Source organism: Actinomycetospora sp. (assembly GCF_055612215.1).
Genome location: NZ_JBVPVA010000321.1, coordinates 1 through 14,776 on the forward strand (window position 1 = coordinate 1; position 14,776 = coordinate 14,776).

Consider the following 14,776-nt stretch of genomic DNA (forward strand, 5'->3'; position numbering starts at 1 on the left):
GATGGTGGCGGCGCCGGATCCCCGCTCAGACGTGCCCGTGTCGGCGCGCCTGGTGCGGGCGAAGCTGGCCGTGCCGGAGCCCGACGACCGGCTGGTCACCCGGCCCCGCCTCGACGCCGACGTCGCGCACCTGCTCGCGCGCCACCCCGTGCTCGTCGTCGCCGCCGTGGCCGGCGCCGGCAAGACGGTCGCCATGGCGCAGGCGCTGGCGGCGCTCGACCGCCCGGTGGCGTGGGTCCGCCTCGACCCCTCAGACCGGGCGGCGGGGCGTCTGGTGGTCTACCTGGAGGCCGCGGCGGCGGCCCGGCACCCCGCAGTGGCGGGGTGGGCGTCCGGGGCGATGCGCGACGGGGCGCCGCCGGACGAGGCCGCGGCGATGCTCGCCGAGGGCCTCGCGGGCAGTGACCTCGTCCTCGTGTGCGACGACGTGGAGCGCGTCCGGCCGAGCGCGGCGGCGATGGCCGTGCTGTCCGCCGTCGCCCGCCACCTCCCCGCGGGGACCAACCTCGTGCTCGTCTCGCGCCGTGCCGTCCCGCTCACCGCGATGGCCACGCAGGACCTCGGCCGGACCGCGGTGCTCGACGCGGAATCGCTGCGGTTCCGGGCGTCCGAGGCCCGCGCGGCCCTGGCGCGGCGAGGCCTCACGGGGGTCGACGTCGAGGAGGTGATGCGTGCGACCGGCGGGTGGGTGACCGGCGTGCTGTTCGCGACCGCCGCGGGGCCGGAGGACGGCGCGAGCCCGCTGTCGTCCTACCTCTACGACCAGGTCTGGGACGACCTCACGCCCGACCAGCAGGACCTCCTGCTCCGCACCGCCGTGCTCGAGGACGTGACGGTGAGCGACGCGGCCGAGCTCGGTGTCGCGGACCCGGCCCGCACCATGGACGGCCTGCGGGCCCGCCACCTCCCGCTGTCCTGGGCCGCCTCCGGTCGCGGCTTCACGCTCCAGCCCCGGTTCCGCGATCTCGTCCTGGAGATGGTGGCCACGCGGGACACCCTCTGGCGGGGCGAGGTGCGGCGCCGCCACGTCGCGCTGCTGCTCGCACGCGGGCGCGCGGAGGACGCCGTGGAGGCTCTCCTGGACGCCGGCGACACCGAGCAGGCCTGGCGGCACGCCGTCGACGTCCTCCCGCTCGTCGTCGAACGCATGGACCTGGTGCAGGCCGGCCGGTGGCTCGACGCACTCGACGTCGTCCGCCGGCCGCTGTCCCCGGCCTCGGCGACGGTCGTGCTCCGGGTGGCGTTCGGGCTGGAGGAGTACCGGCGGGGCGCGGCCGTGTGGGACGTGCACGGCCGGCGAGGGGTGGAGGCGCTCGTCCGGGCCGGTGCCCCGGAGCCCGTCGTGCTGCTCGTGTGGTGCCTCTGGCACCTGGGCCGGCTCACCGAGGCCCGGCAGGCGACCGCGACGCTGCCCGAGGACGACCACCACCGGCGGGTCGCCGAGACCGTGCTCGCGCTGAGCCTGGACGACCCACCGGGCTTCCCGGAACTGGTCGGGCCCCGCTCCGGGCCCCTGGAGGGTCTCCTGCTGCGCGTCGCCTACTCGCGGGGCCGACTCGACCTCCTGCGCGACGACCGGGGGCGGGGTGGACCCTGGCGGGAGGTCCAGGGCGCGCCCTGGCGGATCGCGGCCCTCCGGGCCGCCGGCCGGCTCGACGAGGCCCTCGCCGAGTGGCAGCTGCGGCGGGGGACGACGCAACCGCTGTGGCTCGACGCGTTGGACGGCGTCGAGCTGCTGCTCGACGCGGGCCGGGTCGACGAGGCCTGGGCCGCCCTGGCCCGCGGCCACGAGCGGGCCCGGGCGTCGGGTTCGACGGTGTACGCGGCGCTGGTGCTGATCTACGAGACCCGAGCCCGCCTGCGGGTCGACGACGACCTGGACGGCGCCCGCCGGTCCCTCTCGCGCGCGACGGCGGAAGGGGCCGACGACCACGCCTTCACCCGCGACCTCGCGGCGTTGGCCCACGGGATCCTCCTCCTGCGGGAGGACCGCGCGGCCGCCGCGGAGGCGACGCTCGCCCGGTGCGTGGCGGGCATGCGCCGCGGCGACCGGCTCCTGGAGCTGCCCGCCGCGGCCTGCTACCTGTCCGAGGCGCAGGCCCGACAGGGCGGGGCGGACGCGGTGTCCGATGCGCTGGAGAGCGCGGCACTGGCGATGCGCGTCGCCACGGAGCGGGGCACCGAGGGCCTGCTGCACGGGGCGGTCCGGGACGTGCCGGGCGTCGCGACCCGCGCCCTCGGGTCCGCGGGCCCGGACGCCGGGCGGTGGGCGGCCCTCCTCGACCGCGCCGGCGTGGTCGTCGCGACCACGACGCCCGGCCCGGGGGTGCGCGTCCTGCTCGAGGAGTTCGGCCCCCCGCGGCTGCTCGTCGACGGGGACCCGGTCGTCCTGCGGCGACGCAAGGAGCTCGAACTGCTCGCCTACCTGCTCAGCCGGCCCCACCGCGCCGCGCGGCGGGAGGAGATCCTCGACGCCCTGTTCTCCGGCCACGACGAGCGGAGCGCCGCGGGCTACCTGCGCCAGTGCCTGCACCGGCTGCGGGCCGCCCTGCCCGAGGGCGTGCACCTGGCGCGCGACGGCGAGCGCCTCCGGCTCGAGCCGGCGGAGGTGACGGCGGGGACCTCCGGGCAGGTCGTGGCGGCCCTGCGGCGGGCCGACGCCCACCGCGGGGACGACCGACGCGCCCTGCTGCTCACGGCGCTCGAGCCCGCCGACGGCGGGCGGTTCCTCGACGGCGTCTCGGGCCCGTGGGTCGACGAGCGCCGCCGCGAGGTCGTCGACCTGGTCGCCGCGCACCGGCTGGACCTGGCGACGCTCGCCGTCGACGCCGGCGACCTCGCCGTCGCCGAACGCCAGATCGACCGCGTGCTCACCGAGGACCCCTACCGCGAGCAGGCGTGGCGGGTGCGCCTCGTCGTCGACGGGACGGCGGGGGAGCAGGACCGGCTGCTGGAGCACTACCGGGCCTACCTCGCCGTCATGCGGGAGCTCGACATGGGCCCGTCGGCGGAGATGCACCGGCTCGTCGAGACGTTCCGCGCCGCGCCTCAGGAGGCCGACCCGCCCGACCCGAGGACCAGCCGGGCCAGCTCGACCCGGGACGTGATGTCCAGTTTGGGGAAGATGCGGTAGAGGTGGCTGCCCACCGTCCGGTGGGAGAGGAAGAGCCGCTGACCGATCTCCCGGTTCGAGAGCCCCTCGGCCACCAGCCGGGCGATCTGGGCCTCCTGCGGCGACAGCCTCCGCCAGAGGTCGTCACCGCGATGCCCGTCGTCGCCGAGCGCCGCCAGGGCGCGGGCGGCCCGCGCCGCGAGGGGCTGCGTGCCCAGCGCCGCGAACGTCGCGTGGGCCCGCTGCAGCACGCGCCGCGCCGGGCCGTCCCGGTCGTGGCGCCGGAGCCAGCGCGCGTGGGCCAGCTCGAGGCGGGCCCGGTCGAACGGTCGCGGCCGGGCGCGCTCGGTCGCGTCGAGGAACCGGCGCTCGGCGCCGTGCTCGGGGCCGAGGACGGCCTCGGCGTGGTCGGCGCCGGTCCGCAGGCCGGGCGGGAGCTCCGGGTCCGCGCGCGCGGCGTCCGCGACCCGGGACCGGACCGCCTCCAGGACCGCGGCGCGGACCTCCGGCGGTGCCGAGGTCGCCGCGTCCGCGAGTGGGACGACGCTGGGGATGCAGTGTCTCGGGTTGAAGTCCGTGCTCGACGGGTCGAAGAGGGGCAGGAGCAGGGAGACCGCGAGCTCGGGGTGGTCGCGGTGGACGCGACGGCCCCGGGCGTGGCGCAGGACGCCCAGGATGTTGGTGTTCCCCCGTGCCGTGAGCTCGGCCTCGGCCGCGGCGTCGAGCCGATCGGCTTCCGGGTCGTCGCCGAGCAGACCCGCCACGGCGGCGCCGGCGGTCAGGGCCGATCCCAGCCACTCGTCGTCGCCGGCCTCGCGGGCCAGGCGCACCGCCTCGTCCGCCGCCTCCGCCGCCGCGCCCCAGGCCCCGCGCTGGACCTCGTTGAACGCGAGGACGGTCTGGACGGCGGCGACCGCGGCCAGGCGTCCCTGGGCGCGCAGCCCGGTGGCCGCCTGGCCGAGGAGCCTCGCGGCACCGCCGTAGTCGGTGACGACGTGGGCCGCCATCCCGAGCCGGAAGCCGTCGTCGGCGCTCGTCCCGCCGCGCGGCACCCGGCGTTCGAGCCGGCGAGCCACCTCGGCGCTCTGCTCCACCGGCGCCACCTGGACCAGCATGGCCAGGACGCGCGGGTCCAGCGGGTCGGTGGGCAGGCGGCCGACGGCGTCGACGAGGGTCCGCCGGGTCGTCCGGTCCCGGTAGGTCCACCAGCAGCGCTGCGCGGCGACCCCGAGCAGCGCGAGCGCCAGGCCGGTCGCGCCGAGCGAGCGGGCCTCGTCGGCCAGCGCGACCAGCCGCGCGGGCCCGGGGTGCGCCGGGCCGTCGGTCTGCAGCTGCGCGCGCAGGCACTCGACGTGGATCTCGTCCACCCGGGCGAGGTCGAGCGCGCCCGCCTCCTCGAGCAGGACCGGCACCGCGTCCCGTCGCCCGGCCGCGGCCGCGACGTCGGCGGCCTCGAGGAGGCGGGCGATCCGGCGGGCCGGATCCGACGTCAGGTGGGCACTGCGCACCAGCGGCGTGACCGCCGCGGCCGTCGCCCCCAGCCGGCGGGCCCGCGCGGCGGCGGCCGCCAGCTCGTCGGCCAGCGAGTCGTCGACCTCCACCGCCACCGCCGCCCGGTGCGCGAGCCGGCGGTCGGGCCCCGTGACCACCGCGGCGAGGGCCAGGTGGACGGCCCGCCGACGCCCGGGTGGCGTCCGCTCGCGCAGGGCCGACGCGAGGAGCGGGTGGGCGAAGTGCACGCCTCCGGCGGTGTCCAGGGTCAGCAGGCCGCCGCGCACGGCCGGCCCGAGCGCGGCCTCGTCGACGTCGCGCCCGACGAGGAGTCCGGTCGCGGCGAGCACCTCGCCGAGGTCCGCCCGGCCGTCGGTGGCGGCCACGAGCAGCGCGTCGAGGGTCAGCGCGTCGAGCTGCCCGAGACGGCGGGCGAGCGCCCGTTCCAGCCGGCCCCGCACCGGTGCCGCGTCGGCCGGGTCGGTGCCCGCCGGCAGTGTCACCAGGGCCAGCGGGTTCCCGGCGGCCCGGTCGAGCACCGCCGCACGGGCCGTCGCGTCGAGGTCGGGACGCCGTCGCTCCAGGACGCGCCGGGCGTCGGCGTCGGCGAGGGGGGCCAGGGCGAGCACCGGGAGCCCCGCGAGGCCGTCCGGCCCGCCGGGTGCACGGGCCGCGACGAGGACGACGACGGGGTCGCTCTCGAGACGCCGGGCGACGAACCCGAGGACCTGCACGGTCGGCGGGTCGAGGACGTCGGCGTCGTCGACGGCCAGCAGCAGCGGGTGCGCCACGCCGGGCAGCGTCAGGAGGTCCAGCGCGGCCAGGGCGACCGCGAAGACGTCCGGGACCTCCGGTGCCCCGGGCAGAGCGGTCAGGCCGAACCGCACCACCTCGCGCAGGAGCGCCCGCGGCCGGGGCGGCAGCGCCTCGACGTGCTCGACCAGCGGCGCGAGGAGGCGGCGCAGCCCGGCGTAGGGCACCACGGTCTCCGCGTCCGATCCCGCGCACCGCAGCGAGCGCCGACCGCGGGAACGCCACGTGGTCTCCGCCCACTCGAGCAGCGTCGACTTGCCGATCCCGGCCTCGCCGCACAGCACGAGGGACCCCCCGCGCCGGTCCGCGTCCGCGAGGATCCCGGCGAGCTCCCGGGCCTCCGCGGCGCGACCCATCGGGGGTGCGGGGACATCGGTTCCCGTCGGCACGATTCCTCCTCGGCGCAGAGTCGGACCGTAGGGACACACCCGTGACCCGGGGCGTGACCCGTCCGGTCACGCTCCCGGTCACACCCGGCGTCGTACCGTCCCGGCGCTGGGGAACGGACGTCGGCGGCGGGGGACGGGGAGATCGGGGTGGTCGATCGTCTGCCGCTCGTGGGGCGCGCCGTGGAACAGGACCGGATCGCCCGGATGCTCGAGGCGGCCGAGCACACCGGGGACGTGCTGGTGGTCTGCGGGCCGCCGGGCATCGGCAAGACCGCACTGCTCGACCGGGCCGCGGACGCGGCCGGTGACCGCCTCCGCGTCCTGCGCGCGACCGGGTTCACCGCCGAGCTCGGCCACCCCTACGCCGGGCTGCACCAGATCCTGCGGGCGCTGCTCCCGCGGACCGCGACCCTCTCGCCGCGACGGCGCGGCGCGCTCGAGGCGGCGTTCGGCCTCGCCCCGGGGCCGCCGCCCGACCTCTACGCGGTGGCCATGTCCGCGCTGGAGCTGCTCGCCGAGGCCGCCGTCGAGAAGCCGCTCCTGCTGCTCGTCGACGACGTGCAGTGGATCGACCCGGCGAGCGCGCAGGCCCTGGCGTTCCTGGCGCGGCGCACGGCGACCGAGCGCATCGTCCTGCTGGTCACGCAACGGGTGACCGAGCCGGGACCGATGCTCGACCGCGCCTTCGCGGTCGTCGACCTCGGGCCGCTGGACGCCGCGGCCGCGGCCACGGTGCTCGATCGCGGCGCCCGCGCGCTGGACGCCCGGACCCGGGCGCGGGTCCTCGAGGTGGCGCAGGGCAATCCGCTCGCGCTGCGCGAGCTGCCCCGGACGATCACGTCCGCCGCCGGGCACGAGCTCGGCGTGCTGCCCCTGACGGCCCGCCTCGAGCGGTCCTTCACCGTGCGTCTCGACGACCTGGACGCCCCGACGAGGACCGTGCTGGAGCTCGCGGCGGCGCACGACTCGGACGACCTCGCGGAGGTCCTCACGGCGACCGGGCTGCTCCTCGGGCCGGTCCCGTCCGACGTCCTGGACCCGGCGGTGTTCGTCGGGCTGGTGGACGTCGAGGACCACGCCGTGCGGTTCAGCCACCCCCTGGTCCGCTCGTCGGTGTACCAGCGCCTCGCGCCCGAGGCACGCCGGGCCCGGCACGCGGCGCTCGCCCAGGTGGTCGCCGACGAGCCCGAGCGGGCCGTCCGGCACTTGGCGGCGGCGGCGCTCCACCCGGACGCCGCGCTCGCGACCGCGCTGGAGCAGGCGGCCGAGCGGGCCCTCGGACAGGGCGCCACCGCGGAGGCCGTGAGCGCCCTCGACCGCGCCTCCCAGCTCACACCCGAGGACGCCGCGAGGCGCCGGCGCCTGTTCCGGGCGGCCGGGCTGGCGTACGAGGTCGGCGCGGCGGGACTCGGGGACCGTCTGCGGGCCCGGTACCGCGAGCTCGTCCACGACGAGCACGACCGGGTCCGGTTCGAGTGGCTGGGGGAGCTCGCCGCGACCGACCACGGCGGCGAGCACCGCGTCGACGTCCTCCTCGCGTCCGCCGACCGGGCGCACACCGTCGGCGACGACGCCCTCGCCCGGCGGTTCCTGCGCGCCGCGGCACTGCGCTGCTGGAACTTCTGTCCCGATCGACCCGTCGGGCGGGCCGTCGTCGCCGCGGCGGAACGCCTGCCCGCCACCGACCCGGCCGACCGGGCGGCCCTGCTCGCCCACGGCGACCCGCTCGGGCGCGCGGCCGACGTCCTGGCCCTCCTCGACCGGGCCCGCGGTGTCCCCCACGACGCGACCACCGCGTACGGCCTGGGGCACGCCGCCGCCTGCGTCGGCGCGTTCGACGTGTCGGAGGCCCTGCTCTCCGAGGCCGTGGTCCGGCTGCGCGCGGAGGGGAGGTTGCACACCCTCGCGACCACGTCGGGCCTGCTGGCCTGGTCGGCCCTGCGCCGGGGGCGGTGGGCGACGGCGGTCACGGCCGCCGACGAGGCCGCCCGCCTCTGCGCCGAGACCGGCCAACCCTTCTGGCACGTCTGCGCCCTCGCCGCCCGCGGGCTCGTCGCGGCCCTGCGCGGCGACCCCGGCGCGGCCGACGCCCTGCTCGACGAGGCCGAACGCATCGCCGCACCGGACCGGTTCGTCGCCGCGAGCGCGGTGATCGTCGTGGCCCGCGCGACGAGCGCGGCCGCGGCCGGCGAGCACGACCTTGCGTTCCGCCACCTGGCCCGCCTGCACGATCCCTTCGACCCCGCCCACCACCCGATGCACGGGCTCTGGTCGTTGGCCGCCTTCGCGGACGCGGCCCTCGCCTGCGGGGAGGAGGACGCGGCCCGGAAGGTGCTCGCGGAGCTGCGCCCCGAGGTCGCGGCCACCGCGTCGCCGGCCGGCCGGATGAACCTCACCCACGCCGCCGCCGTCCTCGCGACGGAGGACGACGCCGAGTCACGCTTCCGGGCCGCGGTGCGCCCGGGCCCGGAGGCCTGGCCCCACGAGCACCACCGGCTGCTGCTCGCGTTCGGCTCCTGGTTGCGCCGCCACCACCGGATCCAGGAGGCGCGGGGTTACCTGCGCGCAGCGCGGGACGGCTTCGACGACCTCGGCTCGGAGCCGTGGGCGGCGCGGGCCCGCGAGGAGCTGCGCACCACCGGCGAGCAGAGCCGGACCCGCGACCGCGTCGTCACCGACGAGCTGTCGCCCCAGGAGGCGCAGATCGCGGCGATGGTCGCCGAGGGACTGTCCAACCGCGAGATCGGAGAGCGGCTGTTCCTCTCGCACCGGACGGTCGGCAGCCACCTCTACCGCATGTTCCCCAAGCTCGGGGTGCACTCCCGGGTGGAGCTGGTGCGCCTCGTGGCCGAGCGCGGGCTCCGGGACGGCTGAGCGTCACCCGAAGCGGAGGACCCCGCGCGCCTGGTGGCGGGCGACCGACACCGGGTTCTCCCACGTCGAGTCGCGGACGTCCCCGACGGGGTGGCCGTCGGTGCAGACCAGGTAGGCGTCACCGGTGTCGAAGATCGCCTGCACGGTGGCGGGGTCGGTGACCCGGCGGGTGGGCGCCGACCGGGACACCGACGACCGGCGCGCGGGCCGGCGGTCGGTCCGCGCCGCCAGCTGCCCCGACAGGCACTCCCCGACGGTGGCGGTCCACTCCTCGGCGCCCCGGACGAACCGCACCGACAGGACCCGGTCCGCCGGGCCGACCTCCGGGGCCCCGACCGTCTCCGCCAGCGCGCGCCACCGGGCGTCGGCCTGCTCTCCCTCGGCGCCGGGCACGAAGAACCCCGTCACGTCACTCCTTCGCCGAGCGCGCTCGCCCGGCCACGATCTGGTGCCGTGGCCAGGGGCCCCGGCAGGCCGGGCCGTCGTGCCGCAGCGCGGCCACGCGCTCGGTCAGCCAGCGCGGCCCCACGACCTCGCGCGCCGACCACGTCGTCTCCTCCCACACCAGCCCGAGACGCTCCGCGGTGGCCGCCGCCAGCCGGTCGCAGTAGTCGGGGAACAGGTCCGAGTCGGCCAGGACGGCGAGCCGGTCGACGTCCACCGGGGTCTCGTGGCCGTCGGTGGGGGAGCGCACGGTGGTCCCGACGTAGGCGTGCACGTGCGGGCGCAGGCCGTTCACCCGCGGGACGCGCTCCTCGACGATGTGGGTGATCCGCAGCCGGGCCGCCGGGTCGGCCCCGGGGCCGAGGAGGTCGCGCGCCCACGCCTGGATGCAGCGCGCCGTCTCGCGGGCCTCCTCGATCTGGAGCTTGCGCAGCACGGCCAGGTCGGCCGCGTGCCCGGTCGACTCGAGCATCGTCATGTAGACCGCGAGCGACAACGGCATCGGCACGGTGACGTCGACGGCGTCGTCGGGCGGGAACCCGGTCACCAGGTCGAACAGCGGCGCGGGGTCCATCCGCGGGCCGGACACCGACGTCATCGTCACCACCCCCGGAACGCGTCCCCGACGCGGGTTCCCCACGGTACGACGGCGGGTCCCACCGCGCCGCGTCGGCGACGACCGGGTCGACCCCGCGGAGCAGCCACGTGGTCAGCCGTCGACGGCGTCGTCCGCCGGCAGCGTGAGCGCGAGGCCCAGCAGCAGCTGATCGCGGGCGTCGGACAGGCGCCGCCCGGTGAGGGCCTCGAGGCGGGCGAGGCGGTACATCACGGTGTTGCGGTGGCAGTAGAGGGCATTCGCCGCGCGCGACGGTGAGCCGTCGGCGTCGAGGACCGCGCGCACCGTGTCGATCAGCGTGCGGCGCTCGCTCTCGGGCAGGTCGAGCACGCCGCCGAGCGCGGCACGCCGCAGCCGGGGCACGAGATCGGGCGCCTCGGCGAGCAGGGCCTCGGGGAGCCGGTCGTCGAGCGCGGCCGCCGCGCCCCGCCCCGTCGGCAACGTGCCGGCGGCCAGCCGGGCCCAGCGGTGCGCGACGTCGAGCCGGGCCAGGCCGCGCACGGGCGGCGACACCCCCACCGGCCCCGACGCGCGCCGGCCGAGCGCGGCGACCACCGCGGGGAGCGCGGCGGCCGCGTCCTCGGGCGGCACGACGACGCCGACGATCTCCGCGGACCGGGCGTGCCACAGCGACGGCGCGATCCCCGCGAGCGCCTCGGTCGGCGCCGGGAGCGGGTCCTCGACGGCGCCGTCGGTGGGGGCGACCACGCAGATCAGCTCGGCGTTCTCCCGGACGTCGAGCAGGCGGGCCGCGTCGCGGGCCACGGCCGGCTCGTGGCCGCCCCCGGCGAGCAGGCCCTCGAGCACGGCCCACCGCCGGCCGAGCTCGAGCCCCCGCAGGCGGGCCTCCTCGCGGCGGTAGGCGTCGACGAGACGGTCCGAGCTGGCGTCGAGGATCCGCCAGACGTCGTCCGCGACGACCAGCAGCGCCTCGTCGTGCACCCCGTCGAGCTCGGTGCGCGACACCTCGCGCATCCGTTCCCACACCAGCCGTCCGCACTGCCGGTAGGCCCGCAGCACCACCTCGAGCGGCACCCCCTGGCGCGCGCGGCGCCGCCCGGTGTCGACGGTGAGCGCCGCGGCGTCGGACCCGGGCGGGAGGTCGCCGGCGAGCTGGGTGAGCATCCGCTCGAGGCTGGCCCGGCAGGTGGCCCGCAGGTCCTCGCGCACGGGCACGCCGAGGACGTCGTAGACGTCCTCCCGCTCGAGGAGCCGCGCGGTCAGCCGGTCGGCGAGGTCGTCGACCTCGGCCAGCAGCGCGCGGCACAGGACCGTGAGCGTCTCCCCGGCGGCGCCGGTGGGGAGTGTCGGGACGGCCACCGCAGCAGCATGCCGTGCAACGCGCTGTGCGGTCCACGTCACATGTTGTGCTCTCCGCCCATACCGCCCGCCCGGCCCGCCGACGACGCTGGACGGGTCTCGACTCCGACGATCGGGGCCCGCAGCGCCGCGGCAGGAAGGAACCGGACATGGCAACGACGGGGACGGGTGCCTCGACCGCGCTCGACCGGCGGGAGGTGCGTCGGACCTCGCTGGTCAGCCTGCTCGGTTCGACGATCGAGTGGTACGACTTCTTCATCTACGGGACCGCCGCCGCGCTGGTCCTCAACACGGCGTTCTTCCCGGGCGCCGACCCCTTCATCGGCACGCTCGCCGCGTTCAGCTCGTTCGCGGTGGGCTTCCTCGCCCGGCCGATCGGCGGGATCATCTGGGGCCACTTCGGCGACCGCATCGGCCGGAAGAAGGCGCTCGTCTCGGCGCTGTTCGTCATGGGGGCCTCGACGACGCTGGTCGGCCTGCTGCCCGGCTACGCGACGATCGGCGTGGCCGCACCGATCCTGCTGTTCGTGCTGCGCGTCGTCCAGGGACTCGCCGTCGGGGGGCAGTGGGGCGGCGCGGTCCTCATCGCCACCGAGTACGCGCCGCCGAACCGCCGGGGCTTCTACGGCAGCTTCCCGCAGCTCGGGGTGCCGATCGCAGTGATCATCTCGAACGGGATCTTCCTGGGCCTCGAGGCGGGTCTGGGCAAGGAGGCGTTCGTCGCGTGGGGCTGGCGCGTGCCGTTCCTGCTGTCGGTCCTGCTCATCGGCGTCGCCCTCTACGCCCAGCTGCGCCTCGAGGACACACCGGCCTTCAAGCAGATCCAGCAGCAGGGCGCCACGCAGCGGCGTTCGCCGATCATCGAGGTCCTGCGCTCCCACCCCAAGCAGGTGGCCCTGGCCGCCGGCTCATTTATCGCCGTCAACGGCGGGTTCTACATCTTCGTCGTCTACGTGCTCTCCTACGGCACGAAGACGCTCGGCCTGCCCGAGTCGACGATGCTCATCGGGATCCTCGGCTCGAGCGCGGTCAACCTCGCGCTGATCCCGCTGTTCGCGCTGCTCTCCGACCGGGTCGGGCGACGACCGGTCTACCTCGCCGGCGCGATCGGCACGTGCGTCGCGGCGTTCCCGGTGTTCTGGCTGATCGACACCCGCTCGACGTTCCTGATCTTCCTCGGGCTCCTCGTCGGCGGGATCGCGAACTCGGCGATGTACGGCCCGCAGGCGGCGTTCTTCGCCGAGCTGTTCAGTGCCGAGGTGCGCTACTCGGGGGCATCGCTGGGCTACCAGATCGGTGCCGTCCTCGGTGGCGGGCTCGCACCGCTCATCGCCGTCTCGCTCTACCAGGCCACCGGCACCTCGGCGTCGACCTCGGTGTACCTCCTGGTCATGGGCCTGATCACGGCGGTCTCGGCCTACCTGCTGCACGAGACGCACCGGCCGCGGGAGCACGCCGCCAACGCGCCCGCCCGCGGGTCGCAGGTGTCCGACCCGGCCGGCTGACCGGGGTCGGGTCTCCTCGTCGGCGTCCACCCGCCGGGTCCCCGTGTCCTCAGCCGGGCAGGCCGAGTGCCGCCGGCGGCGGCAGGGCCACGGGCGACGCGACCCGGGTGAAGAGCGGGACGTGCCCGGTCGGGGCGTCGACGGTGACCCAGGTGCGGCCCGGGTGCTCCCGGCCGCTCCAGTAGTCCCGCCAGCGCCCGGCCGGCAGGTAGACCGACGTGGAGGTGGTCCCGGCGGTGAGCACCGGGGCGACGAGGACGTCGGGGCCGAGCAGGTACTCGTCCTCGATCGTCCAGGCGGTGGGGTCGGACGGGTCCTGGAGCCAGATCGGCAGCATCAGGGGTCGACCGGTCGTGGTGGCCTGCGCGGCGAGCCCGGACAGGTAGGGGACCAGGGCCTGGTGCAGGCGGGCGTAACCCCGGAACGTGGCCAGCGTGTCCGGGTCGGACTGGACCCCGAGCGGGTCGGTCTGCGCGCCCAGCATGTCGCGCATGGTCGGGGAGAGCGCCCCGAGCTCGACCCAGCGCGTCCAGAGCTCGCGGTCACCCCCGTCGCCGTCGTCCCCGTCGAGGAATCCGCCGATGTCGGGGCCCCAGTAGGGCCACCCGGAGAGGCTCCCGTTGAGCATCCCGGCGAGGACGGCGGGCAGGCCGGTGCGCGGGTCCCAGTCCCGGGTCTGGTCCCCGGTGAAGCGACCGGTCACCCAGGCCTGCGATCCGGTGTATCCCGAGCGGGCGAAGAGCACGGTCGCGTCGGGCTTGACCGACTGGACCGCCTGCCGGGCCGCGCGGGCGTAGAGCACCGGGTAGAGGTCGCGCATCAGGCTGCCGGGGGTCCCGTCGGCGTAGCGCGCCCCGGTGGGGGCCTGGTCGCCGTAGTCCTGCATGGCGCCGTCGAACCCGAGCACCCCGACCGCGTAGCGCAGGCGGTCCTGCCACCACCCGGTCGCCGCCGGGTCGGTGAAGTCCAGGTAGGCCCTCCGGTCGCCGTACATCCACGGCTCGGTGAACACGGAGCCGTCCGGGTTGCGCACCAGGTAGCCGCGGGCGGCGGCGTCGAGGTACCCGGGAGTGCCCGGGACGAGGAAGGGGCTGAGGTAGCCCAGGACCCGGAGCCCTCGGCGGTGCAGCTCGGCGATCGTCCCCGCCGGGTCGGGGTACCACCCGAGCGGGACGGGTCGGTAGATCGGCCAGGACCAGCCGAGCCCTGATCTCGGATCGGCGAGGTCGTAGATCCAGACGGCGTCGAGGGGGACGCCGGCCGCCGCGAGGCGGTCCGTATCGGCGAGGACCCGGCCCGGACCCCCGATCAGGCTCTTCCATACCCCGAGGCCCCAGGCGGGCGGCACCGGAGGCACCCCGACCAGCTCCGCGCGGCGGGTGAGCACCGCCGCCGGGTCCGCCCCGGTCAGGACGTCGACCACGGCGTCGGGCGCGGCGATCTCGATGACGACCTCGCCCGGGGAGGTGAGGTCCGCGGTCAGGTCGGCGGCGGTGTCGACCTGGATGCCGTAGCCGCGGCTGGAGAGCAGGAACGGCGTCGGTGAGTAGCTCGTCCCGGTGCGGGTCCCCATCCCGTCCTGGGCACGGTTGGAGAGGACCTGGCCGTCGAGGTCCAGCGACCCGAAGCGTTCGCCCATGCCGAAGAAGCGCTCCCCGGGCTGCGTGGTCAGCCGGAGGGCGATCGCCCGGCCGGCGGCCGCGCGCAGGTGCACCGAGCACAGGCCGGGCTCCGGTGAGCACCCGGCCGTGGTGCGGGTGCCGCGGAGCGGGGTCAGTGCGCCGGCCAGGGTCGGGTCGGTGCGGTCCAGCCGGGCCCACGGCGACGGGGCGGGCACGACCCTCCCGCTACCCCCGGCGAGCGCCGCCAGGAGGAGCAGGGTCGCGAGCAGCACGACGCCCGTGCGGCCGGCGGAGCGTCGCCGCCGGCCGAGCGGGGTCAGGATCGTCGTCCGTCCACGGCCGCGCCGTCGGGACCGGGAGGGCCCCGACGGGCCGGGGTGCCGGGACGGCAGAACGCATGCGTCGACGTGGTGTCCACCTCGGACGGGGTCTCGGTCCAGGCGGGCCCGCGCGAGACACCCGCGCACTCGATCGAGCGGGCATCCGGCAGCGCGGGCGGGCCGCGACGGTGGTGGGTCGTGCTCGTCGTCAGCTGAGGGTCAACCGCCGACCACTCCGGACGGTACGGGTCGGCGTCGGGAAAGACCCCC

Annotated in this window: 8 protein-coding genes; 3 read left to right on the forward strand and 5 right to left on the reverse strand. The window is 77.0% G+C overall.

From position 1 onward, the window contains the following. Positions 1–37 precede the first annotated feature (37 nt). A complete protein-coding gene (locus AC0CYZ_RS09180) occupies positions 38–3,133 on the forward strand; it encodes a winged helix-turn-helix domain-containing protein (RefSeq protein WP_472214487.1) in 3,096 nt (1,031 codons plus the stop codon). On the opposite strand, the gene AC0CYZ_RS09185 is transcribed toward AC0CYZ_RS09180, so the two are convergent. Continuing rightward, positions 3,049–5,805: a helix-turn-helix transcriptional regulator gene (locus AC0CYZ_RS09185; protein ID WP_472214489.1), complete on the reverse strand. Its 2,757-nt coding sequence runs from the start codon at positions 5,803–5,805 to the stop codon at positions 3,049–3,051. The genes AC0CYZ_RS09180 and AC0CYZ_RS09185 overlap by 85 nt on opposite strands. Positions 5,806–5,952: 147 nt before the next feature. Between AC0CYZ_RS09185 and AC0CYZ_RS09190 the strand changes: the two genes are divergently transcribed. After that, on the forward strand, positions 5,953–8,679 hold the full coding sequence (locus AC0CYZ_RS09190) for a helix-turn-helix transcriptional regulator (protein WP_472214491.1): 2,727 nt from the start codon (positions 5,953–5,955) through the stop codon (positions 8,677–8,679). Between the two features lie 3 nt (positions 8,680–8,682). Here AC0CYZ_RS09190 and AC0CYZ_RS09195 read toward each other — a convergent pair whose 3' ends face one another. From AC0CYZ_RS09195 to AC0CYZ_RS09205, 3 genes are all read right to left on the reverse strand, one after another. Beyond that, positions 8,683–9,087 carry a hypothetical protein gene (locus AC0CYZ_RS09195; RefSeq protein WP_472214493.1) on the reverse strand — a complete coding sequence of 135 codons (405 nt, stop codon included), beginning with the start codon at positions 9,085–9,087 and terminating at the stop codon, positions 8,683–8,685. A gap of 1 nt (position 9,088) precedes the next feature. Next, positions 9,089–9,721 (reverse strand): hypothetical protein, encoded by a 633-nt coding sequence (locus AC0CYZ_RS09200; protein WP_472214495.1) that lies wholly within the window; start codon positions 9,719–9,721, stop codon positions 9,089–9,091. 111 nt (positions 9,722–9,832) lie between these two features. Further along, positions 9,833–11,059: a PucR family transcriptional regulator gene (locus AC0CYZ_RS09205; RefSeq protein ID WP_472214497.1), complete on the reverse strand. Its 1,227-nt coding sequence runs from the start codon at positions 11,057–11,059 to the stop codon at positions 9,833–9,835. A 149-nt stretch (positions 11,060–11,208) separates the two neighbouring features. On the opposite strand from AC0CYZ_RS09205, the gene AC0CYZ_RS09210 reads away from it, so the two are divergent. Continuing rightward, on the forward strand, positions 11,209–12,564 hold the full coding sequence (locus AC0CYZ_RS09210; protein ID WP_472214499.1) for an MFS transporter: 1,356 nt from the start codon (positions 11,209–11,211) through the stop codon (positions 12,562–12,564). A 49-nt stretch (positions 12,565–12,613) separates the two neighbouring features. On the opposite strand, the gene AC0CYZ_RS09215 is transcribed toward AC0CYZ_RS09210, so the two are convergent. Next, the gene (locus tag AC0CYZ_RS09215) at positions 12,614–14,458 is read right to left on the reverse strand and encodes a TIM-barrel domain-containing protein (protein ID WP_472214501.1); all 1,845 of its coding nucleotides are present in this window, start codon (positions 14,456–14,458) and stop codon (positions 12,614–12,616) included. Between the last annotated feature and the right edge of the window lie 318 nt (positions 14,459–14,776).